Annotated in this window: 26 protein-coding genes; 24 read left to right on the forward strand and 2 right to left on the reverse strand. The window is 73.9% G+C overall.

Annotated features, from left to right (window positions below; all coding sequences use genetic code 11):
* Window positions 1-206 precede the first annotated feature (206 nt).
* The 21 genes from ACFY23_RS23725 to argH all read left to right on the forward strand — a co-directional run bounded on the left by ACFY23_RS23725 (window position 207) and on the right by argH (window position 21,108).
* On the forward strand, window positions 207-470 hold the full coding sequence (locus ACFY23_RS23725; RefSeq protein ID WP_088947482.1) for a phosphoribosyl-ATP diphosphatase: 264 nt from the start codon (window positions 207-209) through the stop codon (window positions 468-470).
* Window positions 471-515: 45 nt separating this feature from the next.
* Window positions 516-1,361, forward strand: a complete 846-nt coding sequence (hisG, locus tag ACFY23_RS23730) for an ATP phosphoribosyltransferase (RefSeq protein WP_350681769.1) — start codon at window positions 516-518, stop codon at window positions 1,359-1,361.
* A complete protein-coding gene (locus ACFY23_RS23735; RefSeq protein WP_350681767.1) occupies window positions 1,358-2,392 on the forward strand; it encodes a DMT family transporter in 1,035 nt (344 codons plus the stop codon). The genes hisG and ACFY23_RS23735 overlap by 4 nt, the downstream gene beginning before the upstream one ends.
* Complete coding sequence (locus ACFY23_RS23740; RefSeq protein ID WP_350681765.1) at window positions 2,389-2,862, forward strand: PH domain-containing protein; 474 nt, start codon at window positions 2,389-2,391, stop codon at window positions 2,860-2,862. Before ACFY23_RS23735 ends, ACFY23_RS23740 begins: the two co-directional genes overlap by 4 nt.
* A 375-nt stretch (window positions 2,863-3,237) precedes the next feature.
* Window positions 3,238-3,849 (forward strand): translation initiation factor IF-3, encoded by a 612-nt coding sequence (infC, locus tag ACFY23_RS23745; RefSeq protein WP_350681763.1) that lies wholly within the window; start codon window positions 3,238-3,240, stop codon window positions 3,847-3,849.
* Between the two features lie 19 nt (window positions 3,850-3,868).
* On the forward strand, window positions 3,869-4,063 hold the full coding sequence (gene rpmI, locus ACFY23_RS23750; RefSeq protein WP_007458415.1) for a 50S ribosomal protein L35: 195 nt from the start codon (window positions 3,869-3,871) through the stop codon (window positions 4,061-4,063).
* Between the two features lie 31 nt (window positions 4,064-4,094).
* Window positions 4,095-4,487 (forward strand): 50S ribosomal protein L20, encoded by a 393-nt coding sequence (gene rplT / locus ACFY23_RS23755; RefSeq protein WP_184184750.1) that lies wholly within the window; start codon window positions 4,095-4,097, stop codon window positions 4,485-4,487.
* Between the two features lie 32 nt (window positions 4,488-4,519).
* Entirely contained in the window at window positions 4,520-5,359 is an 840-nt protein-coding gene (locus tag ACFY23_RS23760; protein WP_350681760.1) for an RNA methyltransferase, read from the forward strand.
* A gap of 218 nt (window positions 5,360-5,577) precedes the next feature.
* Window positions 5,578-6,678 carry a phenylalanine--tRNA ligase subunit alpha gene (gene pheS, locus ACFY23_RS23765; RefSeq protein ID WP_350681758.1) on the forward strand — a complete coding sequence of 367 codons (1,101 nt, stop codon included), beginning with the start codon at window positions 5,578-5,580 and terminating at the stop codon, window positions 6,676-6,678.
* 39 nt (window positions 6,679-6,717) lie between these two features.
* Complete coding sequence (gene pheT, locus ACFY23_RS23770; protein WP_350681756.1) at window positions 6,718-9,264, forward strand: phenylalanine--tRNA ligase subunit beta; 2,547 nt, start codon at window positions 6,718-6,720, stop codon at window positions 9,262-9,264.
* A 216-nt stretch (window positions 9,265-9,480) separates the two neighbouring features.
* Window positions 9,481-10,686, forward strand: a complete 1,206-nt coding sequence (locus ACFY23_RS23775) for a nucleotide sugar dehydrogenase (protein ID WP_350681754.1) — start codon at window positions 9,481-9,483, stop codon at window positions 10,684-10,686.
* The gene (locus ACFY23_RS23780; protein WP_350681752.1) at window positions 10,683-11,477 is read left to right on the forward strand and encodes a glycosyltransferase family 2 protein; all 795 of its coding nucleotides are present in this window, start codon (window positions 10,683-10,685) and stop codon (window positions 11,475-11,477) included. The genes ACFY23_RS23775 and ACFY23_RS23780 overlap by 4 nt, the downstream gene beginning before the upstream one ends.
* An 8-nt stretch (window positions 11,478-11,485) precedes the next feature.
* Window positions 11,486-12,511 (forward strand): NAD(P)-dependent oxidoreductase, encoded by a 1,026-nt coding sequence (locus ACFY23_RS23785; RefSeq protein WP_350681750.1) that lies wholly within the window; start codon window positions 11,486-11,488, stop codon window positions 12,509-12,511.
* 88 nt (window positions 12,512-12,599) lie between these two features.
* Window positions 12,600-13,601, forward strand: coding sequence for an N-acetyl-gamma-glutamyl-phosphate reductase (gene argC / locus ACFY23_RS23790; RefSeq protein ID WP_350681748.1), 1,002 nt, complete (start codon window positions 12,600-12,602; stop codon window positions 13,599-13,601).
* 37 nt (window positions 13,602-13,638) lie between these two features.
* Entirely contained in the window at window positions 13,639-14,811 is a 1,173-nt protein-coding gene (gene argJ, locus ACFY23_RS23795) for a bifunctional glutamate N-acetyltransferase/amino-acid acetyltransferase ArgJ (protein ID WP_350819308.1), read from the forward strand.
* Window positions 14,808-15,695: an acetylglutamate kinase gene (gene argB, locus ACFY23_RS23800; protein WP_350819309.1), complete on the forward strand. Its 888-nt coding sequence runs from the start codon at window positions 14,808-14,810 to the stop codon at window positions 15,693-15,695. Before argJ ends, argB begins: the two co-directional genes overlap by 4 nt.
* Window positions 15,692-16,942, forward strand: coding sequence for an acetylornithine transaminase (locus tag ACFY23_RS23805; RefSeq protein ID WP_350819311.1), 1,251 nt, complete (start codon window positions 15,692-15,694; stop codon window positions 16,940-16,942). The genes argB and ACFY23_RS23805 overlap by 4 nt, the downstream gene beginning before the upstream one ends.
* On the forward strand, window positions 16,939-17,916 hold the full coding sequence (argF, locus tag ACFY23_RS23810; protein ID WP_350681740.1) for an ornithine carbamoyltransferase: 978 nt from the start codon (window positions 16,939-16,941) through the stop codon (window positions 17,914-17,916). The genes ACFY23_RS23805 and argF overlap by 4 nt, the downstream gene beginning before the upstream one ends.
* Entirely contained in the window at window positions 17,913-18,428 is a 516-nt protein-coding gene (locus ACFY23_RS23815; RefSeq protein ID WP_350681738.1) for an arginine repressor, read from the forward strand. Before argF ends, ACFY23_RS23815 begins: the two co-directional genes overlap by 4 nt.
* Entirely contained in the window at window positions 18,425-19,627 is a 1,203-nt protein-coding gene (locus tag ACFY23_RS23820) for an argininosuccinate synthase (protein WP_350681736.1), read from the forward strand. The genes ACFY23_RS23815 and ACFY23_RS23820 overlap by 4 nt, the downstream gene beginning before the upstream one ends.
* Window positions 19,628-19,644: 17 nt before the next feature.
* Complete coding sequence (argH, locus tag ACFY23_RS23825) at window positions 19,645-21,108, forward strand: argininosuccinate lyase (protein ID WP_350819313.1); 1,464 nt, start codon at window positions 19,645-19,647, stop codon at window positions 21,106-21,108.
* Between the two features lie 39 nt (window positions 21,109-21,147).
* On the opposite strand, the gene ACFY23_RS23830 is transcribed toward argH, so the two are convergent.
* Together ACFY23_RS23830 and ACFY23_RS23835 are read right to left on the reverse strand one after the other, a co-directional pair.
* A complete protein-coding gene (locus tag ACFY23_RS23830; protein ID WP_350686771.1) occupies window positions 21,148-21,504 on the reverse strand; it encodes an MmcQ/YjbR family DNA-binding protein in 357 nt (118 codons plus the stop codon).
* Between the two features lie 49 nt (window positions 21,505-21,553).
* Complete coding sequence (locus tag ACFY23_RS23835) at window positions 21,554-21,970, reverse strand: DNA-binding protein (protein ID WP_350686773.1); 417 nt, start codon at window positions 21,968-21,970, stop codon at window positions 21,554-21,556.
* A 97-nt stretch (window positions 21,971-22,067) separates the two neighbouring features.
* Here ACFY23_RS23835 and ACFY23_RS23840 point away from each other — a divergent pair, with 97 nt between their 5' ends.
* The 3 genes from ACFY23_RS23840 (at window position 22,068) to ACFY23_RS23850 (ending at window position 24,560) form a co-directional block, all read left to right on the forward strand.
* Window positions 22,068-22,697, forward strand: coding sequence for a DNA-3-methyladenine glycosylase (locus tag ACFY23_RS23840; protein WP_350686785.1), 630 nt, complete (start codon window positions 22,068-22,070; stop codon window positions 22,695-22,697).
* Window positions 22,698-22,836: 139 nt separating this feature from the next.
* A complete protein-coding gene (locus tag ACFY23_RS23845) occupies window positions 22,837-23,940 on the forward strand; it encodes an LLM class flavin-dependent oxidoreductase (RefSeq protein ID WP_350686775.1) in 1,104 nt (367 codons plus the stop codon).
* On the forward strand, window positions 23,937-24,560 hold the full coding sequence (locus ACFY23_RS23850) for an FMN reductase (RefSeq protein WP_350686777.1): 624 nt from the start codon (window positions 23,937-23,939) through the stop codon (window positions 24,558-24,560). Before ACFY23_RS23845 ends, ACFY23_RS23850 begins: the two co-directional genes overlap by 4 nt.
* The last annotated feature ends 45 nt before the right edge of the window (window positions 24,561-24,605 follow it).

The raw sequence follows: 24,605 nt of genomic DNA on the forward strand, positions 1-24,605 counted from the left end.
CCTTTCGAAAGAGTTATTTCGACGCGGTCTGACCGGGGCTTGCCGGGCGCGTGGTGGCAGGGCCAGCCCACCCACGCCGAGGGCGCTCCTGCCGGTGACCGCTCCGACGCGAAAGGGCGATGACGTGCGTTGGATTCAAGGGTCCGATCAGCGGGACGCTTGACCCGGAGCACGCGACCTCGGCAGGTGGCTGGAAGAATCGCGGCGTGAAGACGTTCGAGGAGTTGTTCGCCGAGCTGCAGGCCAAGGCCGCCGCCGGCACCCCTGGCTCGGGCACGGTCGCCGCGCTCGAGAAGGGCGTGCACTTCATCGGCAAGAAGGTCGTCGAGGAGGCGGCCGAGTCGTGGATGGCCGCCGAGCACGAGGGGCCGGAGCGGACCGCCGAGGAGATCTCCCAGCTGCTCTACCAGGTCCAGGTGTTGATGCTCGCCAGCGGTCTCGACCTGAAGGACGTCTACCGACATCTGTGAGTGCGCCCCGTCGTTGATCAGACCCGATCGAAGGAGCACTCCGTCATGCTGCGTGTCGCCGTACCCAACAAGGGCGCCCTGGCCGAGAAGGCCGCCCAGATGCTGCGCGAGGCGGGCTACCGCCAGCGCACCGACCCCAAGGACCTCGTCTGCCGGGACGAGCCCAACGACATCGAGTTCTTCTACCTACGGCCCAAGGACATCGCCACCTACGTGGGCTCCGGCGACCTCGACGTCGGGATCACCGGCCGCGACCTGCTGATCGACTCCGGCGCGCCGGCCGAGGAGGTGGTGGACCTCGACTTCGGCCGGGCCACCTTCCGCTTCGCCGCCCGGCCCGAGGACGTCGACGACGTACGGGAACTCGGCGGGCACCGCATCGCCACCGCGTACCCGGGGCTGGTCGAGCGGCACCTCGCCGAGCTGGGCGTGAAGGCCGACGTGATCCGCCTGGACGGGGCCGTGGAGAACGCCATCCGGCTCGGCGTCGCCGACGTGGTCGCCGACGTGGTGGAGACCGGCACCACGCTGCGCCAGGCCGGCCTGGTGGTCTTCGGCGAGCCGCTGCTGCGCTCCTCGGCGGTGCTCGTCCGCCGCGTCGGCGCTCCGGCGCACCCGCAGTCGGAGCAGTTGCTGCGCCGCCTGCACGGCGTCCTGGTGGCCCGCCGCTACGTGATGCTCGCGTACGACGTGCCGGCCGGCCTGCTGGACCGGGCCAGCTCGCTGACCCCCGGCATCGAGTCGCCGACCGTCTCCCCGCTGCACCGCGAGGGCTGGGTGGCCGTGCAGGCGATGGTGCTCCGCGACGACGTGCACCGGATCATGGACGAGCTCTACGAACTCGGGGCCCGCGCGATCCTCGTCACCGACATCCACGCCTGCCGGCTGTGAGCGGCCCGCCCGCGGCGCCGGGCAGCCCGGCCCGGCCGGTGCCGCGCGTCCTGCCGCCGTGGGTGGCCGTGGTGGTGGTCACCCTCGCCGGGGTCGCCTCGGCGGCGCAGGGCGTGGTCAACGCCGAGCTGGGCGAGCGGGCCGGCAACGCCACCCTGGGCGCGGTGGTCAACAACCTCGGCGGGACGCTGCTGATCGCGGTCGGAGTGCTGGCCCTGCCCTCGGCGCGGACCGGCCTGGTCGCGCTGCGCCGGGCCCGGCTGCCCTGGTGGGCGTACCTGGGCGGGCTCGGCGGGGCGGCCATCGTGCTGCTCGCCGCGTACGTCGTCCCGGTGCTCGGGGTGGCGGTCTTCACCATCGCCCAGGTGGCCGGCGGCAGCCTCGGCGGGCTGGCCGCGGACCGGGCGGGGCTGGCGCCGGTCGGGCGGCTGGCGCTCACCCCGGCGCGGGTGGCCGGCGCGCTGCTCGGCGTGGCCGCCGTGGCGCTGGCCCAGCTCGGCCAGCCCGTCGGCGACCTCGCCCTCGGGCTGGTGCTGCTGGCCGTGGCCGGCGGGGTGGCCGTCGCGCTCCAGTCGGCGTTGAACGCGCGGGTCTCCGCCGCCGGCTCGGCCGCCGCCGGGGTCGCGGTCAACTTCGCCACCGCCACGCCGGTGGTGCTGCTCGTCGCGGCGCTGGCCGGCGCCCTGGGCGGCCCGGCCCCGACCTGGCCGGACGCCTGGTACCTCTACACCGGCGGCCTGCTCGGCGTGGTCATCGTGGCGAGCCTGGTGGTCGGGGTGCCCGCGATCGGGGTGCTGCGTACCGGCCTGGCGCTGGTCGCCGGGCAACTGGGCGGCGCACTGCTGCTGGACGCGCTGGTGCCGGGCGGGCCGGGCGTCCGGCTGCCGGTGCTCGCCGGCGCGCTGCTGACCCTGCTGGCCGCGCTGGTGGCGGGTTGGGGCACCAGGAGGCGGGTCGCCCCCGCCGCCGTGCCGTCCGCCCGTGTGGCGGCGGACGAGCGGCCCGGAGCGGGTGGCAGACTGGTGGGGTGAGTGAGACCGAGACGATCCGCCTCCGCCCGCGGCGCATCCGGGTGGTCTGCTGGACCTCGGCGGCCGTGCTCCTCGTGGTGTTCAGCCTGGTGGCCACCTCGCTGACCGGCGAGACCGGCAGCGGCTACGGCAGCTTCCAGCGGGGCGACCAGATCGCGATGGTCGGCCTCGGCGTGTTCGGCGCCCTCGGCTTCCTGCTCTTCACCCGGCCCCGGGTGGAGGCGGACGGGCGGGGCGTGCGCGTCCGTAACGTCGTCGGCTCGTACGAGCTGCCGTGGGAGGTCGTCCGCGGGGTCCGCTTCGACCGGGGCGCGCCCTGGGCGAGCCTGGAGCTGCACGACGACGACCTGCTGCCGATGGTCGCGTTGCAGGCCGCCGACAAGGAGCTGGCCGTCGAGGGGGTCCGCGCGCTGCGCCGGCTGCACCGGGCGCACCAGGCCCGCCTCGCCGAGGGCGCCACCGGCCGCTGAGCCGGCACGGGCGGGACCGCCGGGCCGAGCCGGCCGCCCGGGGTGCCCGGTTTGGGGGGCGGTCCGGCGACGGTGTAGTGTTATCGAGTCGACCAGGCTGTCTCCGCGTGCGATCAGGTCGCCCGCGACCGGACAGCCATGAAAGAGGAGCGCCTGCTCCCACCCGAGTCGCCGCCACGGTGGCCGGGTCCGGTCACCGGTTCCGGGCACATCCCGGCGCCGGATGCGCGACCATGTGATCGTGCCGACCGGTCGAGCGGGCCCTGGCATGCGCCGGGGCCTTCTGCTTTCCGGGTCGGCTCCCACCCGGGAGCCGCGGGGTCGGCCACGCAGGAGACTTTGACTCGAGGAGGCCCCATCAGCGTCGAACCACGCGTGAACGAGCAGATCCGGGCACGTGAGGTCCGACTGGTCGGCCCCGAGGGTGAGCAGGTGGGCATCGTCCCGCTGGAGCGCGCCCTTCAGCTGGCCGCGGACGTAGACCTGGACCTGGTCGAGGTTGCGCCGATGGCGCGCCCTCCGGTGTGCAAGCTCATGGACTTCGGCAAGTTCAAGTACGAGAGCGCACTGAAGGCGCGCGAAGCGCGGCGTAACCAGCAGCAGACCGTCATCAAGGAGATGAAGCTCCGGCCGAAGATCGACCCGCACGACTACGAGACCAAGAAGGGTCACGTGGTGCGGTTCCTCAAGGCCGGCGACAAGGTCAAGGTGACGATCATGTTCCGCGGTCGCGAGCAGAGCCGCCCGGAGCTGGGTTACCGGCTCCTGCGCCGGCTCGAGTCGGAGATCTCGGAGCTGGGGTACGTCGAGGCCGCGCCGAAGCAGGACGGCCGAAACATGATCATGGTGCTCGCGCCGCACCGCGCCACGAAGGCCGCCGCCACGGCGGCCCGCGGCGGTGCGCTGCCGCGGGGCGAGCGGGAATCCGGCGCCGCCGAGGCGCCGACGGCCGAGGCGGCCGGGCCCGCCGGGACGACCGGCGAGTAACAGGGGAGAGACGTTCCACATGCCGAAGATGAAGAGCCACACGGGGATGGGCAAGCGGGTCAAGGTGACCGGCAAGGGCAAGATCGTTGCCCAGCAGGCCGGCCTCCGGCACAACCTGGAGAAGAAGCCCTCCACCCAGACCCGTCGCCTGACCGGCACCGTCGTGCTGGCCAAGGCCGATGTCAAGCGCATCAAGAAGCTGCTCGGCCGCTGACGCGCGCCACCTGACGTAAGAAGGAGTTGAGATGGCACGCGTCAAGCGGGCTGTGAACGCCCAGAAGAAGCGCCGTACCCTGCTGGAGACCGCGAGCGGCTACCGCGGTCAGCGCTCCCGCCTCTACCGCAAGGCCAAGGAGCAGGTGCTGCACTCGATGCAGTACGCCTACCGGGACCGTCGCGACCGCAAGGGCGACTTCCGGCAGCTGTGGATCCAGCGGATCAACGCGGGCGCCCGCGCCAACGGGATGACCTACAACCGCCTGATCCAGGGCCTGCGCCTGGCCGGCATCGAGGTCGACCGCAAGATCCTGGCCGACCTGGCCGTCAACGACGCCGCCGCGTTCGCGGCGATCGTCGAGCTGGCCCGGGCCGCGGTCACGGCCGAGGGCACCGGCGGCGCGGCGGCCCAGGCCGCCTGATCCACCCGCACCAGCAGATCGAGGCGTCTCCCATGCAGTCACCACCGCGCGGGAGACGCCTCGACGCCGTCTCCGGCCCCTTCACCCCGCGTACGCCCCGGGTGGTCGCCGCCCGCCGGTTGCAGCGCCGCCGGGACCGCGAGGCCGCCGGCCGGTTCCTGGCCGAGGGGCCGCAGGCGGTCCGCGAGGCCCTCGCCCGCCCCGGGGTGGTCACCGAACTCTTCGGTACGCCCGCCGCCCTGGACCGGCACGCCGACCTCGCCGCCGACGCCGCCCGCGCCGACGTGCCGGTCTCCGAGGTGACCGACGAGGCCCTGGCCGCCCTCGCCGAGACCGTCGCCCCGCAGGGCCTGGTCGCCGTCTGCCGGCACCTCGACGTGCCCCTGGAGCGGGCCCTGGCCGGCGGGCCCCGACTCGTCGCGGTGCTCGCCGAGATCCGCGACCCGGGCAACGCCGGCACCGTGCTGCGCACCGCCGACGCCGCCGGGGCCGGCGCGGTCGTCTTCGCCGGCGACGCCGTCGACCCGTACAACGGCAAGTGCGTCCGGGCCTCGGCCGGCAGCCTCTTCCACGTCGACGTGGTGCGCGCGCCCGACCCGCTGGACGTGGTCGCCGCGCTGCGCGCCGCCGGCCTCACCGTGCTCGCCACCACCGGGTACGGCGAGGACGACCTCGACGACCTGGCCGACGCCGGCCGGCTCGCCGCCCCCACCGCCTGGCTGTTCGGCTCGGAGGCGCACGGCCTGCCGGAGGAGCTGACCGCCGTCGCCGACGCCCGCGTCCGGGTGCCGCTGCACGGGCGCGCCGAGAGCCTCAACCTGGCTGCGGCCGCCGCCGTGTGCCTGTACGCTTCAGCGAGAGCGCAGCGGTGACCGGGCACCGGTCCCGCGCGGCATCCAGCAGAGGAGAGCATCCGCCCATGAACGCGCCACGGCGTTCGTTTAGCCAGCCCGCCGGTGTCGGCGGGCGGCGGGCCTGACCTGCTTTCCGCGCAACTCCCACCGGCGGGCTGCGGCACAGCCGCGCGTCCGTAGACTCGCTTCGCCGCCCCGTGAGGGCTGGCGCCGCCGTGAGGGAGTGCCCGTACGCCATGAGCTACCGCAACGATCCGTACGACCCGAAGCAGGTCGCCCTGCTCGACCCGGCCGCCCTGGCCGAGGCCGTCGCCGCCGCCGAGAAGGCGTTCGCCGAGGCCGGTGACCCGGACGCGCTGACCGCGCTGCGCCCGGCGCACCTCGGCGACCGGTCCCCGGTCTCGCTCGCCCGCCGGGAGATCGGCGCGCTGCCGCCGGCCGCGAAGTCCGACGCGGGCAAGCGGGTCAACGAGGCCCGCCGCGCCGTCGAGGCCGCCTACGCCGCCCGCCAGGAGGTCCTGGAGCGGGAGCAGGCGGAACGGGTGCTGGTGGAGGAGCGCGTCGACGTGACGCTGCCCCACGACCGGCGGCCCCGGGGCGCCCGGCACCCGATCAGCACCCTGATGGAGCAGATCAGCGACCTGTTCGTCGGGATGGGCTACGAGGTGGCCGAGGGGCCCGAGGTCGAGCTGGAGTGGACCAACTTCGACGCGCTCAACATCCCGGCCGACCACCCGGCCCGCGGCCTGATGGACACCTTCCACATCGCACCCACCGACGGCTCCGCCGGGACGGCCGGCGACCCGACGGGCTCCGGCCTCGTCCTGCGTACCCACACCTCGCCGGTGCAGGCGCGCACCATGCTGACCCGTAAGCCGCCGATCTACGTGATCGTGCCCGGGCGGGTCTACCGCACCGACGAGCTGGACGCCACCCACGCGCCGGTCTTCCACCAGGTGGAGGGCCTGGTGGTGGACAAGGGCATCACCATGGCGCACCTGCGCGGCACCCTGGACCACTTCGCCCGGGCGATGTTCGGGGAGGGCGCGAAGACCCGCTTCCGGCCGCACTACTTCCCGTTCACCGAGCCGTCGGCGGAGTTCGACGTCTGGTTCCCGGAGCACCGCGACGGCCCGCGCTGGGTCGAGTGGGGCGGCTGCGGCATGGTCAACCCGCGGGTGCTGCGCGCCTGCGGCATCGACCCCGAGGTCTACTCGGGATTCGCGTTCGGCATGGGCATCGACCGGACCGTGATGTTCCGGCACGGGGTCAGCGACATGCGGGACATGGCCGAGGGCGACGTGCGGTTCACCCGCGCGTTCGGGGCCGGGGCGTAGGCGATGCGGGTACGAGTTACGGAGACGGTGGTCTGAGTCATGCGAGTTTCTGTCAGTTGGCTGCGGGAGTACGTCGACCTCCCCGCCGACCTGCCCGCCCGCGACCTGGAGCAGGCCCTGGTCGGCCTCGGCATCGAGGTCGAGTCCGTCGTGGACCTGCGGGAGACCGTCACCGGTCAGCTGGTGGTCGGTGAGGTCCGGGAGATCGAGGAGCTGACCGGCTTCAAGAAGCCGATCCGGTTCTGCCGGGTCGACGTCGGCGACGCCAACGGCACCGGCGAGCCGCAGGAGATCGTCTGCGGGGCGCGCAACTTCGCCCCGGGCGACCGGGTCGTGGTGATCCTGCCCGGCGGAGTCCTGCCCGGCGGCTTCGCCATCGGCGCGCGCAAGACCTACGGGCGCAACTCCAACGGCATGATCTGCTCCGCCAAGGAGCTGGGCCTCGGCGACGACCACTCGGGCATCATCGTGCTGCCCGAGGACACCCCGGCCAAGCCGGGCGACGACGCGCGGCCGGTCGTCGGGCTCGACGACGTCGTGGTCGAGCTGGAGATCACCCCCGACCGGGGGTACGCGATGAGCCTGCGCGGCCTCGCCCGCGAGCTGTCGCACGCCCTCGGCGTGCCGTTCCGCGACCCGGGCCTGGCGCCCGCGCCCGGCGGCACGGAGGCCCCGGCCTACCCGGTCGAGGTGCGGGACACGGTCGGCTGCGACCGGTTCGCCGCCCGCCTCGTGCGCGGCGTCGACCCGACGGCGGCAACCCCCGGCTGGATGCAGCGGCGCCTCACCGTCGCCGGCATCCGCAGCATCTCGCTGCCGGTCGACATCACCAACTACGTGATGCTGGAGCTGGGCCAGCCGATGCACGCCTTCGACGCCGACCGGATCGCCGGGCCGCTGGTGGTCCGCCGCGCCGAGGCGGGGGAGAAGCTGACCACGCTGGACGGGGTGACCCGCGCGCTCGCGCCCGAGGACATGGTGATCTGCGACGACACCGGCCCGATCTCGCTCGCCGCCGTGATGGGCGGCGAGACCAGCGAGGTCGTCGCGGGGACCACCAACGTGCTCTTCGAGGCCGCCCACTGGGACCCGGTGATGGTGGGGCGCACCGCCCGCCGGCACAGACTGTTCAGCGAGGCGGCGAAGCGGTGGGAGCGGGGCGTCGACCCGGCCCTGCCGCTGGTCGCCATCGCGCGGGCGGTCCGGCTGCTCACCGAGCACGCCGGCGGCACGGCCGGGGACGAGATCCTCGACGTCGACCACGTCCGGCCGCGTACCCCGGTGGTCCTGCCGGTCGACCTGCCGACCCGGCGGATCGGCGTGACCTACCCGCCGGCGCGGGTGGTCGCCCTGCTGGAGCAGGTCGGCTGCACGGTCGCCCAGGGCGCCGACCGGCTCGGCGAGGACCCGGGCGAGGTCGGTGTCGCCGCCGGCGACGGGGCGGCGCTCACCGTCACCCCGCCGACCTGGCGGCCCGACCTCACCGATCCGGCGGACCTGGTCGAGGAGGTGGTCCGCCTCGACGGGTACGACCGGGTGCCGTCGGTGCTGCCGACGGCGCCGCCCGGCCGCGGCCTGACCTGGCAGCAGCGCCGCCGCCGGGCCGTGGCCCGGTCGCTCGCCGAGCGCGGGTACGTGGAGGTGCTCGCCCACCCGTTCGTCGCCCCGGAGCTGGCCGACCAGCTCGGCCTGCCCGAGGACGACCCGCGCCGGCAGGCGGTGCGGCTGGCCAACCCGCTGTCGGAGGAGGAGCCGCTGTTGCGCACCACGCTGCTCGGGCCGCTGCTCGGCATCGTGAAGCGCAACCTCGGCCGGGGCCAGCGCGACCTCGCCGTGTACGAGATCGGCACGGTCTTCCACCCGCGTCCCGGTGCCGGCCGCCCGCCGGCGATGGGCGTGGACCGGCGACCCAGCGACGAGGAGTTCGCCGCCGCCGACGCCGTGGTGCCCGACCAGCCCCGGCACGTCGCCGTCGTGCTGACCGGCGACATCGAGCCGGCCGGCTGGTGGGGCCAGGGCCGGGCGGCCGGCTGGGCGGACGCCGTGGAGGCCGGCCGGGACGTGCTCGCCGCCGCCGACATCCCCGGGGACCGGATCGAGGTCCGGGCCGCCGAGTACGCGCCGTGGCACCCCGGCCGCTGCGCGGAGCTGCTGGTCGACGGCAGGGTGGTCGGGCACGCCGGCGAGCTGCACCCGGCGGTCGTGGCGGCCTTGGAGCTGCCCCGGCGGACCAGCGCCCTGGAACTGGACCTGGACGCGCTGCCGGCGGCCCCGGTGGCGTCCGGGCCGGTCGTCTCGGGCTTCCCGCCGGCGCTGATCGACGTGGCGCTGGTGGTCGACGAGTCGATCCCGGCGGCGCAGGTGCAGCGCGCCCTGGTCGAGGGCGCCGGCGAGTTGCTGGAGGGGGTGCGCCTGTTCGACGTGTACGCCTCCGAGCAGCTCGGGGCGGGCCGCAGGTCGCTGGCATACAAGCTCACCTTCCGAGCCCCGGACCGGACGCTGACCGTGGAGGAGGCGGTGGCCGCGCGGGACGCGGCGGTCGCCCGGGCGGCGGAACGCTTCGGCGCCACCCTGCGCGGCGCCTGACTTCTCGACGCCGATGGCCCTGTCCGGTACGCCGGGCAGGGCCATCGGCGTTCATCGCTCCGATTGGCCCCGTGGGCACGGAGCATGGCGCATCGGCTGAAAGGTCAGCACCCTCGGCATCTTTGGCTACCCGCGGGTCACATCCGAGCGGTTAGCCTGCTTGGATTCCGGATGTTGCCGGAGTCACACCCCCGCCACCCCCACGGGAGTCCAGTCATGGCCGAGGATTCGCCGGTCGCCACCGTCGACGTGTGCATCGTGGGCGGCTGCGGCCGGGTGGGGCTGCCGTTGGGCATCGCCTTCGCCGCGCGCGGCCTGTCCGTGGTGCTGTACGACATCAACGCCGACGCGGTCGCCACGGTCAACGCGGCCACCCTGCCCTTCGCCGAACCCGGCGCCGCCGAGGCGCTCGCGGAGGCGGTCGCGGCCGGCCGGCTGCGCGCCACCACCGATCCGGTGAGCGTCGGCGCCTCCGAGCACCTGGTCGTGGTGGTCGGCACCCCCGTCGACGAGCATCTCAACCCGGATCTGGGCGCGGTGCCCCGGGCCCTGGAGCGTTGTGCCGACCACCTGCGCGACGGGCAGCTCGTCGTGCTGCGCAGCACCGTCTACCCCGGGGTCACCGCGCTGACCGAGAAGCTGCTCGCCGGCAAGGGCATCCGCGCCGACGTGGCCTTCTGCCCGGAGCGGATCGCCGAGGGGCGGGCGATGACGGAGCTGTTCGCGCTGCCGCAGATCGTCGCCGCCCGTACGCCGGGGGCGCTGGCGCGCGCCGAGAAGCTGTTCCGGCACCTCACCGAGCAGATCGTGCCGCTCGAACCGGAGGAGGCCGAGCTGGCGAAGCTGTTCACCAACACGTGGCGCTACATCAAGTTCGCCACCGCCAACCAGTTCTGGATGATGGCCAACGACTTCGGGCTCGACTTCGCCCGGATCCGGCACGCCGTGGCGTACGACTATCCCCGTGCGGCGGATCTGCCCATGCCCGGGTTCGCCGCCGGGCCGTGCCTGTTCAAGGACACCATGCAGTTGGCCGCCTTCAACCGGAACAACTTCGTGCTCGGTCACTCCGCGATGCTGATCAACGAAGGGTTGCCGCTCTACCTGGTGTCTCGCCTGGAGGAACGCTTCGACCTGTCGGAGCTGACCGTGGGCATCCTCGGCATGGCCTTCAAGGGCGGCAGTGACGACCCCCGGGAGAGCCTGGCGTACAAGCTGCGCAAGATCCTGACGCTGAAGACCCGCGAGACGCTCTGCACGGATCCCCACGTGGCCGACGAGCGGTTCGTCGACCTGGCCGACGTGCTGCGCCGGGCCGACCTGCTGGTCATCGCCGCCCCGCACGAGCAGTACGCCCGCCTGGAGACCGACAAGCCGGTGATCGACATGTGGGGCCTGACCGGGCAGGGGGTGCGGGTGTGAAGCCCCGGGTGTCGGTGATCGTCCCGGTCTACGACGAGGGCGAGGCGATCCTGCGCTGCCTGGAGCGGATGCTGCGGGAGTTGCTGCTCCCCGCCGAGGTGCTCGTCGTGCACGACACGCCCGAGGACACCACCGTGCCGTACGTCGAGGAGGTCGCCCGCACGGACCCGCGGGTGCGGGCGGTCCTCAACACCTACGGCCGCGGTCCGGCCAACGCGATCCGGTTCGGCATCGACGCGGCGCGCGCCCCGGTCGTGGTGGTCACCATGGCCGACGGCTGTGACGACCCCCGCCAGATCGACGAGTTGGCCCGGCTGGTCGACCGGGGTGTGGTGGTCGCCGCCGCGTCGCGCTACATGCCCGGCGGCCAGCAGGTCGGCGGGCCCCGGCTGAAGCGGATGATGTCGCGCTGGGCGGGGCGCAGCCTCTACACCTTCGCCCGGGTCGGCACCCGCGACGCCACCAACAGTTTCAAGGCGTACGACACCGCGTTCATCCGGGAGGTCGGGATCGAGTCGCGGACCGGGTTCGAGATCGGGCTGGAGCTGACCGCGAAGGCGACCCGGCTGCGGTTGCCGGTGGCCGAGATCCCCACCATCTGGTTGGACCGTCCGCTGGGGGAGTCCCACTTCGACCTGGGTCGCTTCCTGCCCGGCTATCTGCGCTGGTACTTCTTCGCCTACGGTCGACGGCTGAGCCGGGAGAAGCTGGCCCTGCGCGCCGCCCCGACCGGGGCCGTGCCCGCCCGGCGCGACCCGCAGGACAGCACCGAGTTCGAGAAGACCGCATAGGAGCGCACGTGGCGAAGGTCCTGGTAACTGGTTCGGCCGGTTTCATCGGCGGCTACCTCGTCTCGGAGCTGCTGGACCGGGGTCACGAGGTGGTCGGTGTCGACAACTTCTCCAAGTACGGCCCGGTCACCCACAGCTACGACGAACATCCCCGGTTCCGGTTCGTCGAGGGCGACGCCCGGGACGTGGACCTGCTCACCGAGCTGCTCGACGGCTGCGACCACCTGGTCGCCGGGGCGGCGATGATCGGCGGCATCTCCTACTTCCACGCGTACGCCTACGACCTGCTCGCCACGAACGAGCGGATCATGGCGGCCACCTGCGACGCGGCGATCCGCGCCCGCCGGGACGGCCGGCTGGCGAAGGTCACCTACCTCTCCTCGTCGATGGTCTTCGAGTCGACCGGGCACTGGCCCAGCCGGGAGGGCGACGAGCGCCGCATCCCGCCGCCGCTGTCGTCGTACGGGTTCCAGAAGCTGGCGGTGGAGTACTACGCCCGCGCGGCCTGGGAGCAGTACCAGGTGCCGTACACGATCGTGCGGCCGTTCAACTGTGTCGGCGTGGGCGAGGGCCGCGCGCTGGGTCAGGCCGAGGTGCTCTCCGGCAACGTCAAGCTGGCCATGTCGCACGTCGTGCCCGACGTGGTGCAGAAGATCGTCAAGGGGCAGGATCCGCTGCACATCCTCGGTGCGGGCAACCAGGTCCGCCACTACACGTACGGCGGCGACCTGGCCCGGGGCATCGCCACGGCGATCGAGCACCCGGCGGCGCACAACGAGGACTTCAACCTCTCCACGGCCGAGTCCACCACGGTGCTGGAACTGGCCGAGCTGATCTGGCGCAAGATCAAGGGCCCGGACGTGCCGTTCCGGTACGTCTCCGACGAGCCCTTCCGGTACGACGTGCAGAAGCGGGTGCCGGATGTGACCAAGTCTCGGGAGGTCCTGGGCTTCACGGCGACCACCTCGCTGGACGAGATGCTCGACGAGGTCATTCCGTGGGTGACCCGGGCCGTCGAGGAGGGCCGCCTCTGACTATCTGATTCTATGCATACCGCTGCATGAACTTGCAGCAGCCGATCATCGCTGCTAGCCTTCGCTGCATAGTCATGCGGAGGTGGGTATGGGAATCCGAGTCGCGGTTGCCGGGGCGAGCGGCTACGCCGGGGGCGAGCTGATCCGTCTGGTCGCCGGGCATCCGGAGTTCGACCTGGTCGCCGCCACCGCGCACAGCCAGGCCGGGCACCGGCTCGACGTCGTACACCCGCAGCTCGCCGGGCTGGACATGGTCCTCGGCGAGACGGACGCGGCGGCGCTGGCCGACGCGGACCTGGTCTTCCTGGCGCTGCCGCACGGCCAGTCGGCCGCCCTGGCGGCGCAGCTCCCGCCCGAGGTCCGCGTCGTCGACCTCGGCGCCGACCACCGCCTGGCCGACCCGTACGCCTGGGCCACCTACTACGGCGGCCCCCACGCGGGGCAGTGGACCTACGGCCTGCCCGAGCTGCCCGGCCAGCGGGAGCTGATCGCCGGCGCCACCCGGGTGGCCAACACCGGCTGCTACGCCGCCACGATCACCCTCGCGCTCGCCCCGCTGATCGCCGCCGGCGCCGCCGACCCGGCCGACGTGGTGGTCGTCGCGGCCTCCGGCACCTCCGGCGCCGGCAAGGCGGCCAAGCCGCACCTGCTCGGCAGCGAGGTGATGGGGGACCTGTCGCCCTACCGTGTCGGCACCCACCAGCACGTCCCGGAGATCAAGCAGGCCACCGGGGCGACCGGCCTGTCGTTCACCCCGGTGCTCGCGCCGATGCCCCGGGGCATCCTGGCCACCGTGACCGCCGTGCCGGCCCGGGGCGTGGACCCGCGGGCGGTGCTCGCCGAGGCGTACGCGGACGCGCCCTTCGTGCACGTGCTGCCCGAGGGGGCCTGGCCGCACACCGCCGCCACCCTCGGCTCCAACTCCTGCCACCTGCAGGCCACCGTCGACGTCGACACCCGCCGGCTCATCGTGCTCAGCGCGCTGGACAACCTCGGCAAGGGCGCCGCCGGCCAGGCCGTGCAGAACGCCAACCTCATGTTCGGCCTGCCGGAGACGACGGGCCTGTCCGTCTGGGGCGTCGCGCCGTGACCGCGCGGGGAGCCGTCCCGACCGAAGGAGCAGTGCTGTGAGTGTCACGACCCCCCGGGGGTTCCGGGCGGCCGGGGTGGCCGCCGGGCTCAAGGCCAGCGGTGCGAGCGACGTCGCGCTGGTCGTCAACGACGGCCCGGACGCCGGGGTCGCCGCCGTGTTCACCGCCAACCGGGTCAAGGCCGCGCCGGTGCTCTGGACCCAGCAGGTGGTCCGTGGCGGCGTCGTCCGCGCCGTGGTGCTCAACTCGGGCGGGGCCAACGCGTGCACCGGCCCGGCCGGCTTCCAGGACACCCACGCCACCGCCGAGCACGCCGCCGCCGCGCTCACCTCGGCCAGCCCCCGGCTGATGCTCGGGGCCGGCGACGTGGCGGTCTGCTCGACCGGCCTGATCGGCGAGCGGCTGCCGATGCAGAAGCTGCTCCCCGGCGTACGCGCCGCGATCCGCGGCCTGTCCCGCGACGGCGGCGCGGCGGCCGCCGAGGCCATCATGACCACGGACACCCGCCCCAAGACCACGGTCGCGCGGGGCAGCGGCTGGACCGTCGGCGGCATGGCCAAGGGCGCCGGGATGCTCGCGCCGGCGATGGCCACCATGCTCTGCGTGCTGACCACCGACGCGGTGGCCGGGCCGGATGCCCTCGACGCCGCGCTGCGTGAGGCGTGCCGGGTCACCTTCGACCGGATCGACTCCGACGGCTGCATGTCGACCAACGACACGGTGCTGCTGCTGGCCAGCGGCGCGAGCGGCATCACGCCGACGCCGGCCGAGCTGACCGCCGCGGTCACCGCCGCCGCCCACGACCTGGCCCAGCAGCTCGTCGCCGACGCCGAGGGCGCCACCAAGCAGATCGCCGTCGACGTGGTCGGCGCGGCGAGCGAGGACGACGCGGTCGAGGTGGGGCGGGCGGTGGCCCGCAACAACCTGGTCAAGACCGCGCTGTTCGGCAACGACCCGAACTGGGGCCGGATCCTCGCCGCCGTCGGCACCACCGCCGCCGCCTTCGAGCCCGACGCCGTCGACGTCGCGGTCAACGGCGTCTGGGTGTGCCGCTCCGGCGCCGCCGCCGAGGACCGGTCGAAGGTCGACCTGACCGGGCGGGACGTCACCATCCGGATCGACCTGCACGCCGGCGACGCCGAGGCCACGATCTGGACCAACGACCTCTCCCACGCGTACGTTCACGAGAACTCGGCCTACTCCACATGAGCCTCACCACCGACCTCACCCGCGCCCAGGCCAAGGCCGCCACGCTGATCGAGGCCCTGCCCTGGCTGGCCCGCTTCTCCGGCGCGACCGTCGTGATCAAGTACGGCGGCAACGCCATGGTCGACCCCGAACTGCAGCGGGCCTTCGCCGCCGACATGGTCTTCCTGCGGTACGCCGGTCTGAAGCCGGTCGTGGTGCACGGCGGCGGACCGCAGATCTCCGCCATGCTCGGCCGGCTCGGCATCGCCAGCGAGTTCCGGGGCGGCCTGCGGGTCACCACCCCGGAGGCGATGGACGTGGTCCGGATGGTGCTCGTCGGTCAGGTGGGCCGTGAGTTGGTCGGGCTGATCAACGCGCACGGCCCGTTCGCGGTCGGCCTCTCCGGCGAGGACGCGGGCCTGTTCACCGCCGTGCGGCGGCCCGCGTACGTGGACGGGGAGCCGGTCGACGTCGGGCAGGTCGGCGACGTCGAGTCGGTCGACGTCTCGGCGGTCACCGACCTGATCGCGGCCGGGCGGATCCCGGTGATCTCCACGGTCGCGCCGGACGCCGACGGCGTGCTGCACAACCTGAACGCCGACACCGCCGCCGCCGCGCTCGCCGTCGCCCTCGACGCCCGCAAGCTGGTCGTCCTCACCGACGTGCCCGGCCTCTACGCCGACTGGCCGGACACCGACAGCCTGGTCAGCGAGATCACCGCCGACGACCTGGCGAAGCTGCTGCCGTCGCTGTCCAGCGGCATGGTGCCCAAGATGGAGGCCTGCCTGCGGGCCGTGCGGCAGGGGGTGCCCGCCGCGCACGTCGTCGACGGCCGAGTCGCCCACTCCACGCTGTTGGAGGTCTTCACCTCGGAAGGGTTCGGAACCATGGTGATTCCGTCATGAGCACGCTCGTCGAACGCTGGTCGCAGTCCTTGATGGACAACTACGGCACGCCGCCGCTGGCCCTCGTCTCCGGCTCCGGCGCCGTCGTGGTCGACGAGACCGGCCGGGAGTACGTCGACCTGCTCGGCGGAATCGCGGTCAACGCCCTCGGCCACGCCCACCCGGCCGTGGTGGCCGCCGTGTCGAAGCAGATCGCCACCCTCGGGCATGTCTCCAACCTCTTCGTCGCCGAGCCCCCCGTGGCGCTGGCCGAGCTGCTGCTGGCCCTGGCCGGCCGGCCCGGCCGGGTCCTCTTCGCCAACTCCGGCGCGGAGGCCAACGAGGCGGCGTTCAAGCTGTCCCGGCTCATCGGCCGCACCCACGTGGTCGCCACCCGGGGCGGCTTCCACGGGCGGACCATGGGCGCGCTCGCGCTGACCGGTCAGCCGGCCAAGGCCGACCCGTTCCGCCCGCTGCCCGGCGAGGTCACCCACGTCGACTACGGCGACGTCGCCGCGCTGGAGGCGGCCGTCACCGACGCCACCGCCATGGTGATCCTGGAGCCGATCCAGGGTGAGAACGGCGTCGTGGTCCCGCCGGCGGGCTACCTGGCCGCCGCGCGGCGGATCACCGCCCGGCACGGCGCGCTGCTGGTGCTCGACGAGGTGCAGACCGGCATCGGCCGCACCGGGCACTGGTTCGCCCACCAGGCCGAGGGGGTCGAGCCCGACGTGGTGACCCTGGCCAAGGGGCTGGGCGGCGGGCTGCCGCTCGGTGCCGTGCTGGCCTTCGGGCGGGCCGCCGAGCTGTTCGGCCCCGGCATGCACGGCACCACCTTCGGCGGCAACCCGATCAGCTGCGCCGCCGCGCTGGCGGTGGTGAGCACCATCGCCCACGAGGGGCTGCTCGACCACGTCAAGCGGGTCGGCGAGCGGCTGCGCCGGGGCATCGAGGCGCTCGGCCACCCGCTGGTCGACGACGTACGCGGGGCGGGCCTGCTGCTGGGCGTGGCGCTCGCCGCGCCCGTGGCGAAGGTGCTCGCCGAGGCGCTGCGGGAGACCGGCTTCCTGGTCAACCCGGTGCAGCCGGGCGTGGTCCGGCTGGCCCCGCCGCTGATCCTCACCGCCGCCCAGGTGGACGCCTTCCTGGCCGCTCTCCCGGCCGCCCTCGACGCCGCCCTCCCGGCCGCCGCCGGCACCACCCCGGCCGCCGCCGGTGAGAGCCCGGCCGCCGCGACCACCGTGACCACGACGGAGACGAACGCATGATCCGGCACTTCCTGCGGGACGACGACCTGACCCCCGCCGAGCAGTCGGCCGTACTCGACCTCGCGGCGCGGATGAAGGCCGACCGCTTCGGCCACCGGCCGCTGGCCGGCCCCCGGTCCGTGGCGGTGCTGTTCGACAAGCAGAGCCTGCGCACCCGGTTCTCGTTCGACGTCGGCATCGCCGAACTCGGCGGGCACCCCCTGGTGGTGGACACCCAGGTCACCCACTTCGGGCGGGGCGAGACCCTCGGCGACGCCGGGCGGGTGCTCTCCCGCTACGTCGCGGCGATCGTGCTGCGTACGCACGGCGACGACCGGATCGCCGAGGTCGCCGACGCCGCGACCGTGCCGGTGGTCAACGCGCTCACCGACGGGTTCCACCCCTGCCAGCTCCTGGCCGATCTGCTCACGATCCGTGAGCACTGCGGCGGCACGGCCGGCCGGACGCTGGCCTACGTCGGCGACGCCGCCAACAACCTGTCCCATTCGTACCTGCTCGCCGGGGCGACCGCCGGCATGCACGTGCGGGTCGCCGGGCCGGCCAACTTCGGCCCCGACCCGGAGGTGCTCGCCCAGGCCGAGAAGATCGCCGCCGGTACCGGCGGCTCGGTGCAGGCGTTGACCGACCCCGTCGCGGCGGTGGCCGGGGCCGACGTGGTCGCCACCGACACCTGGACCTCGATGGGCCAGGAGGCGGACGGGCAGGACCGGGTCACCCCGTTCCTGCCGTACCAGGTCAACGCCGCGCTGCTCGGCCACGCCGCGCCCCACGCCGTCGTGCTGCACTGCCTGCCCGCGCACCGGGGCGAGGAGATCACCGACGAGGTGCTCGACGGGCCGCAGAGCGTCGTGTTCGACCAGGCGGAGAATCGGCTGCACGCCCAGAAGGCGCTGCTGACGTTCCTCCTCGGGGCCGCACCCGCCGCCCCGGACGCGGCGGCGCCGGGCGCCGCCGCGACCAGGGAGAACCCATGAGCGCCCCGCTGACCCGCGCCGCCCGCCACGCCCGCATCGTCGAGCTGATCCGCGACAAGGCGATCCACTCGCAGACCGAGCTGGCCGACCTGCTCGCCGGCGACGGCATCCAGGTCACCCAGGCCACGCTGTCCCGCGACCTCAAGGAGCTGGGCGCGGTGACCGTGCGCGGGGGCGACGGTCGGGCCGTCTACCTGATCCCCGAGGACGGCCACCGGCCGCTGCGCGACGCCGAGGCGGCGCCGGCCCGGCTGGTCCGGCTGCTGCGCGAGCTGCTCAACGGGGTCGACTCCAGCGGCAACATCGCCGTGCTGCGCACGCCGCCGGGCGCAGCCCACTACCTGGCCAGCGCGTTGGACCGAGCGGGCCTGCCCGAGGTCGTCGGCACGATCGCCGGCGACGACACCATCCTCGTCGTGGCCCGCGAGGCCGTCGGCGGGGCCGCGCTCGGCGACAAGCTCGCCGGCTGGGCCCGCCGCGAAGAGAACGTTGAAGGGAGCACCACACCATGACCGAGCGGGTCGTTCTTGCCTACTCCGGAGGTCTCGACACCTCCGTCGCCATTCCGTACCTGGCCGAGCAGACCGGCGCCGAGGTGATCGCGGTCGCGGTCGACGTCGGGCAGGGCGGCGAGGACCTCGACGCCATCCGGCAGCGCGCCCTGGACTGCGGCGCGGTCGAGTCCGAGGTGGTCGACGCGCGCGACGAGTTCGCCGCCGAGTACTGCCTGCCGGCCATCCGCGCGAACGCGCTCTACATGGACCGCTACCCGCTGGTCTCCGCGCTGTCCCGGCCGCTGATCGTCAAGCACCTGGTGGCCGCGGCCCGCAAGCACGGCGGCACCATCGTGTCGCACGGCTGCACCGGCAAGGGCAACGACCAGGTCCGCTTCGAGGTCGGCCTGGGCGCGCTCGCGCCCGACCTGAAGATCATCGCGCCGGCCCGGGACTTCGCCTGGACCCGGGACAAGGCGATCGCCTTCGCCGAGGAGAAGGGCCTGCCGATCGACGTGTCGGCGAAGTCGCCGTACTCCATCGACCAGAACCTGTTCGGGCGCGCCGTGGAGACGGGCTTCCTCGAGGACATCTGGAACAGCCCGATCGAGGACCTGTACTCGTACACCGCCGACCCGGCGCAGGAGCGTGACGCCGACGAGGTCGTGATCACCTTCGACGCCGGCGTGCCGGTGGCGATCGACGGCGAGACCGTCACCCCGTACCAGGCGATCCTGGAGCTCAACCGGCGCGCCGGCGCCCAGGGCGTCGGCCGGCTCGACATGGTCGAGGACCGCCTCGTCGGCATCAAGAGCCGCGAGGTGTACGAGGCGCCCGGCGCGATCGCGCTGATCACCGCCCACCAGGAGCTGGAGGCGGTGACCGTGGAGCGGGACCTGGCCCGGTTCAAGCGCGGAGTCGACCAGCGCTGGGGCGAGCTGGTCTACGACGGCCTCTGGTTCTCCCCGCTGAAGAACAGCCTGGACGCCTTCATCGACGACGCGCAGCGGCACGTCAGCGGCGAGGTGCGGCTCGTCCTGCACGGCGGCCGGGCCACCGTCACCGGCCGGCGCTCCGAGGCCAGCCTCTACGACTTTGGCATGGCCACCTACGACACCGGCGACACGTTCGACCAGTCCCTCGCCAAGGGTTTTGTCCAGCTCTGGGGCCTGCCGAGCAAGATGGCCGCCGCGCGGGACGCCCGGCTGGGCGGCTGAAGATCGTGGGAACCACAATGGGCGGCGTGGACGACAAGAGCCTGACCGAGAACAGTGCCGCCGCCAACCGCACCAGCCTCTGGGGCGGCCGGTTCGCCGGCGGCCCCGCCGAGGCCCTGGCGCGGCTGTCGGTGAGCGTGCAGTTCGACTGGCGCCTCGCCCCGTACGACATCGCGGGTTCCCGGGCGCACGCCCGGGTCCTCGCGGGCGCGGGCCTGCTCGACCCGGAGGAGCTGGGCCGCATCCTCGCCGCCCTGGACGACCTGGAGGCCGCCTGCGCCTCCGGGCAGTTCCGCCCCACCGTCGACGACGAGGACGTGCACACCGCGCTGGAGCGCGGCCTGCTGGAGCGCCTGGGCAGTCTCGGCGGCAAGCTGCGCGCCGGCCGGTCCCGCAACGACCAGGTCGCCACCGACCTGCGGCTCTACCTGCGTGATCACGCCCGGGGCGTGGCGTCGCGGCTGGTGGAGCTGGCCGAGGCGCTGGTCGAGCAGGCGGGGCGGCACGTGGACACCGCCGCGCCGGGGATGACCCACCTCCAGCACGCCCAGCCGGTCACCTTCGGGCACTGGCTGCTCGCCCACGTGCAGCCGCTGCTGCGCGACCTGGAGCGGCTGCGCGACTGGGACCACCGCACGGCGATCAGCCCGCTCGGCGCGGGCGCGCTCGCCGGCTCCGGCCTGCCGCTGGACCCGGTGGCCGTCTCCAAGGAGCTGGGCTTCCGCACGTCCTTCGCCAACTCGATGGACGCCGTGGCCGACCGGGACTTCGTCGCCGAGTTCCTCTTCGTCACCGCGATGGTCGGGGTGCACCTGTCCCGCCTCGGCGAGGAGGTGGTGCTCTGGACGTCGCAGGAGTTCGGCTGGGTGGAGCTGGACGACGCCTTCGCCACCGGCTCGTCGATCATGCCGCAGAAGAAGAACGCGGACATCGCCGAGCTGGCCCGGGGCAAGTCCGGCCGGCTCGTCGGCGGGTTGATGGCGGTGCTCACCATGCTCAAGGGCCTGCCGATGACCTACGACCGGGACATGCAGGAGGACAAGGAGCCGGCCTTCGACGCGGTCGACACCCTGGAGCTGCTGCTGCCGGCCCTGGCCGGGATGATCTCGACGATGACCGTCCGGGTGGACCGTCTCGTCGCCGCCGCGCCGGTGGGCTTCTCGCTGGCCACCGAGGTGGCCGACTGGCTCGTCCGTCGGGGGGTGCCGTTCCGCGACGCGCACGAGATCACCGGCAAGCTGGTGGCGCTCTGCGTGGCCCGGGACTGCGCCCTCGACGAGGTCTCCGACGCCGACCTCGCGGCGGTCAGCGAACACCTCGACCCGTCCGTGCGGGACGTGCTCTCGGTCCGGTCGGCGCTCGCCGCCCGGACCACCCCCGGCTCGACCGGCCCCGGCCCGGTCGCCGACCAGCTCGCCGCCGCCGCGGACAAGCTGGCCGGCTGGCGGGAGTGGGCCGCCGAGCGGGTCGTGCCGCGCTGAGTGCGTGACCCCGCGCGGCGCGACCGGCGCCGCGCGGGGTCAGGCCGTCGGCCGCTCCCGCTTCGGCAGCTTGGCCACCACCGCGTCGTACGACGCGTCGACCGCCTCGGTCAGCTCCTCGTCGTCGATCCCGCCGGCCAGGCGCAGAGTGTTCCAGCCGGAGCGCCCGATGTACGGCGAGGCCCGCGCGTCGCCCGGGTGCCGGTGCAGCCACTCGTCGGCGACCTCCCGGGTCGGGCCGCACTTCACCCCGACCGTCGGGTCGTCGCCCCCGGCGGAGCCGAGGAAGGCGAAGATCCGGCTGCCGACCTTGACCACCTCGTCGCCCTCCCACGGCTGGTCGAGCCAGGCCCCCGGCTTGTCCAGGCAGTACGCCAGCATCTCCTCGCGCGTCATCGCGTCCTCCTCGACACCGATCCCGCGCCCAGTCTGGCCCACCGGTGGGTCATTCGGTGGCGGCGGTGCGGGCGGAGAGGCGCTCGAAACGCTGTTTGGCGGCCTGCGCGCTGCCCAGCCCGAGCCCGTACGCGATCTGCTGCCAGGTCAGCCCGCGACCGCGGGCCAGCGTCAGCAGCCCCGCCTCCATCGTGTCGACCTCGGCGCGCAGGTGCGGCACGAGGGTGAGGGCCGCGACGAGGTCGGCGTCGTCGACCGGCTCCTCCCCGGGCTCCGCCTCGGCCCCGCCGGCGGCGAGCGCCGTGACCAGCGCGACCGCCTCGTAGGTGTCCGGGACGTAGGGGTTGGTGTGGCGGCGGCGGCGCGTCTCGGTGCCGGCGTGCCGCTCGGTGATCCGGTGCAGCGCGTCGTACGTGCGGTGCGCCCGGGCCCGGCCGGCGTCGGGCGTGGCGAAGGAGTCGGTCATACCCCGACCCCAGCACATCAACGAACAGTTGTCAACGAATCGTTGATGTGCCGAGCCGGGCGGGGCGGCGTCGCGGCCGGATAGGGTCGTGCCCGTGGTGGCGTCCTCCGACCGCCGTCCCGCCGACCTCGCGGGGCTGGCCGACCTGCTCTCCGGGCCCGTGGTGCCGGCCGCGCGCGGCCTGCTCGGCTGCCGGCTCACCGCCGGCGGCGTCACCGTCCGGATCACCGAGGTCGAGGCGTACGCCGGGACGGCCGGCGACCCGGCGTCGCACGCCCACCGGGGCCGCACCCCGCGCAACGCGGTGATGTTCGGCCCGGCGGGGCACGCCTACGTCTACTTCACCTACGGCATGCACTGGTGCATGAACGTGGTCACCGGGCCGGACGGGGAGGCGTCGGCCGTGCTGCTGCGCGCCGGCGAGGTGGTCGACGGCCTCGACGTCGCCCGGGCCCGGCGCACCGCCGTACGCCGGGACGTCGACCTCGCGCGCGGGCCCGCCCGGCTCTGCGCGGCGCTCGGTATCGACAAGACCGTCTACGGCCGCTACCTGCTCGGCGACGGCCCGGTCCGGCTGCGCCCGGCCGACCGGCCGGTGCCGGCGGAGTCGGTGGCCGCCGGCCCGAGGGTGGGCGTGACGGGGGCGCACGACGTCCCCTGGCGGTTCTGGATCGCCGGCGACCCGACGGTGAGCGCCTACCGTCGGCACGTCCCGCGCAGCCGCTGACCCTCCGCTCGCCCCCTCGCCGGCGTGACCGCGCCCACGGGAGACGCCTCCGCGCGCGGAATAGTTGACTCGTCAAATATGTTGTGCGGTGCGAACGGGAGCCGCACCGGCCCCGGCCGGACAACGCGAGGAGCTGGTCATGCAGTTCGGAGTCTTCACCGTCGGCGACGTCACGGTCGACCCGACCAACGGTCGCGAGCCGACCGAGCATGAGCGGATCAAGGCGATGGTCGCCATCGCGCTGAAGGCCGAGGAGGTCGGCCTGGACGTCTTCGCCACCGGCGAGCACCACAACCCGCCGTTCGTGCCGTCGTCGCCCACCACGATGCTGGGATACATCGCGGCCCGCACCGAGCGCCTGCTGCTCTCCACCTCGACCACGCTGATCACCACCAACGACCCGGTGAAGATCGCCGAGGACTACGCGATGCTCCAGCACCTCGCCGACGGCCGGGTGGACCTGATGATGGGGCGCGGCAACACCGGGCCCGTCTACCCGTGGTTCGGCCAGGACATCCGCAACGGCATCCCGCTCGCCATCGAGAACTACGACCTGCTGCGCCGGCTCTGGCGCGAGGACGTGGTCGACTGGAAGGGCCGGTTCCGCACCCCGCTGCAGTCGTTCACCTCGACGCCGCGCCCGCTCGACGGCGTGCCGCCGTTCGTCTGGCACGGCTCGATCCGCAGCCCGGAGATCGCCGAGCAGGCCGCCTACTACGGCGACGGCTTCTTCGCCAACCACATCTTCTGGCCCAAGGAGCACACCCAGCGGATGGTCGGGCTCTACCGGGAGCGGTACGCGCACTACGGCCACGGCTCCGCCGACCAGGCCATCGTCGGGCTGGGCGGGCAGGTGTTCATGCGGCGCAACTCGCAGGACGCCGTGCGGGAGTTCCGGCCGTACTTCGACAACGCCCCCGTCTACGGGCACGGCCCGTCGCTGGAGGAGTTCAGCGCGCAGACCCCGCTGACCGTGGGCAGCCCGCAGCAGGTCATCGACCGTACGCTGGGCTTCCGCGACTACGTCGGCGACTACCAGCGCCAGCTGTTCCTGATCGACCACGCCGGCCTGCCGCTGAAGACGGTGCTGGAGCAGCTCGACCTGCTCGGCGAGGAGGTCGTCCCGGTGCTGCGCAAGGAGTTCGAGTCGCTGCGCCCCGCGCACGTGCCCGAGGCGCCGACGCACGCGTCGCTGCGGGCCGCCGCCGAGCAGGCCGGGGCGGGCGCGGAGGCGGGCCGATGACCCGCCGCACCCTCGCCGTGGTGTCGGCCGGGCTCGGTCAGCCCTCGTCGACGCGGCTGCTCGCCGACCAGCTCGCCGCGGCCACCCGCGACGAGCTGGCCCGGCGGGGCGACGACGTGGACGTCCGCCCCGTCGAGCTGCGCGAGCACGCCCACGACATCGTCAACCACCTGCTCACCGGCTTCCCGCCGCCCGCCCTGCGGGAGGTGCTCGACACGGTCACCGGCGCGGACGGGCTGATCGCCGTCACGCCGATCTTCAACGCGTCGTACAACGGGCTGTTCAAGTCCTTCTTCGACCTGGTCGACTCCGGCGCGCTGGCGGACCGGCCGGTGCTGGTCGGCGCCACCGGCGGCACCGCCCGGCACTCGCTCGCCCTGGAGCACGCCCTGCGGCCGATGTTCGCCTACCTGCGCTCGGTCGTGGTGCCCACGGCGGTCTTCGCCGCGCCCGAGGACTGGTCCGACGGCGGCGCCGACGGCGCGCTGCGCGCGCGGATCGCCCGCGCCGGCGGCGAACTGGCCGACCAGATCCACCGGCGCCCGCCGGCCGCCGGCCCCGCCGACCCGTTCGCGCTCACCACCAGCTTCGAGGAGCTGCTCGGGGGCCGGGACCACTGACCGCCGCCGACCCGCCGGCCCCTCGTGGGCCGGCGGGTCCGCGCC

Origin of the sequence: Micromonospora sp. NPDC000121 (assembly GCF_042899165.1) — a bacterium.
In the GTDB taxonomy this organism is placed as follows: domain Bacteria; phylum Actinomycetota; class Actinomycetes; order Mycobacteriales; family Micromonosporaceae; genus Micromonospora.

What these genes read in the sequence shown, in the direction of transcription:
- hisG (WP_350681769.1), top strand. Translation starts at nt 516, where the DNA reads ATGCTGCGTGTCGCCGTACCCAACAAGGGCGCCCTGGCCGAGAAGGCC.
- rpmI (WP_007458415.1), top strand. Translation starts at nt 3,869, where the DNA reads ATGCCGAAGATGAAGAGCCACACGGGGATGGGCAAGCGGGTCAAGGTG.
- rplT (WP_184184750.1), top strand. Translation starts at nt 4,095, where the DNA reads ATGGCACGCGTCAAGCGGGCTGTGAACGCCCAGAAGAAGCGCCGTACC.
- ACFY23_RS23760 (WP_350681760.1), top strand. Translation starts at nt 4,520, where the DNA reads ATGCAGTCACCACCGCGCGGGAGACGCCTCGACGCCGTCTCCGGCCCC.
- pheS (WP_350681758.1), top strand. Translation starts at nt 5,578, where the DNA reads ATGAGCTACCGCAACGATCCGTACGACCCGAAGCAGGTCGCCCTGCTC.
- pheT (WP_350681756.1), top strand. Translation starts at nt 6,718, where the DNA reads ATGCGAGTTTCTGTCAGTTGGCTGCGGGAGTACGTCGACCTCCCCGCC.
- ACFY23_RS23775 (WP_350681754.1), top strand. Translation starts at nt 9,481, where the DNA reads ATGGCCGAGGATTCGCCGGTCGCCACCGTCGACGTGTGCATCGTGGGC.
- argC (WP_350681748.1), top strand. Translation starts at nt 12,600, where the DNA reads ATGGGAATCCGAGTCGCGGTTGCCGGGGCGAGCGGCTACGCCGGGGGC.
- argB (WP_350819309.1), top strand. Translation starts at nt 14,808, where the DNA reads ATGAGCCTCACCACCGACCTCACCCGCGCCCAGGCCAAGGCCGCCACG.
- ACFY23_RS23805 (WP_350819311.1), top strand. Translation starts at nt 15,692, where the DNA reads ATGAGCACGCTCGTCGAACGCTGGTCGCAGTCCTTGATGGACAACTAC.
- argF (WP_350681740.1), top strand. Translation starts at nt 16,939, where the DNA reads ATGATCCGGCACTTCCTGCGGGACGACGACCTGACCCCCGCCGAGCAG.
- ACFY23_RS23815 (WP_350681738.1), top strand. Translation starts at nt 17,913, where the DNA reads ATGAGCGCCCCGCTGACCCGCGCCGCCCGCCACGCCCGCATCGTCGAG.
- ACFY23_RS23820 (WP_350681736.1), top strand. Translation starts at nt 18,425, where the DNA reads ATGACCGAGCGGGTCGTTCTTGCCTACTCCGGAGGTCTCGACACCTCC.
- argH (WP_350819313.1), top strand. Translation starts at nt 19,645, where the DNA reads ATGGGCGGCGTGGACGACAAGAGCCTGACCGAGAACAGTGCCGCCGCC.
- ACFY23_RS23830 (WP_350686771.1), bottom strand. Translation starts at nt 21,504, where the DNA reads ATGACGCGCGAGGAGATGCTGGCGTACTGCCTGGACAAGCCGGGGGCC.
- ACFY23_RS23835 (WP_350686773.1), bottom strand. Translation starts at nt 21,970, where the DNA reads ATGACCGACTCCTTCGCCACGCCCGACGCCGGCCGGGCCCGGGCGCAC.
- ACFY23_RS23845 (WP_350686775.1), top strand. Translation starts at nt 22,837, where the DNA reads ATGCAGTTCGGAGTCTTCACCGTCGGCGACGTCACGGTCGACCCGACC.
- ACFY23_RS23850 (WP_350686777.1), top strand. Translation starts at nt 23,937, where the DNA reads ATGACCCGCCGCACCCTCGCCGTGGTGTCGGCCGGGCTCGGTCAGCCC.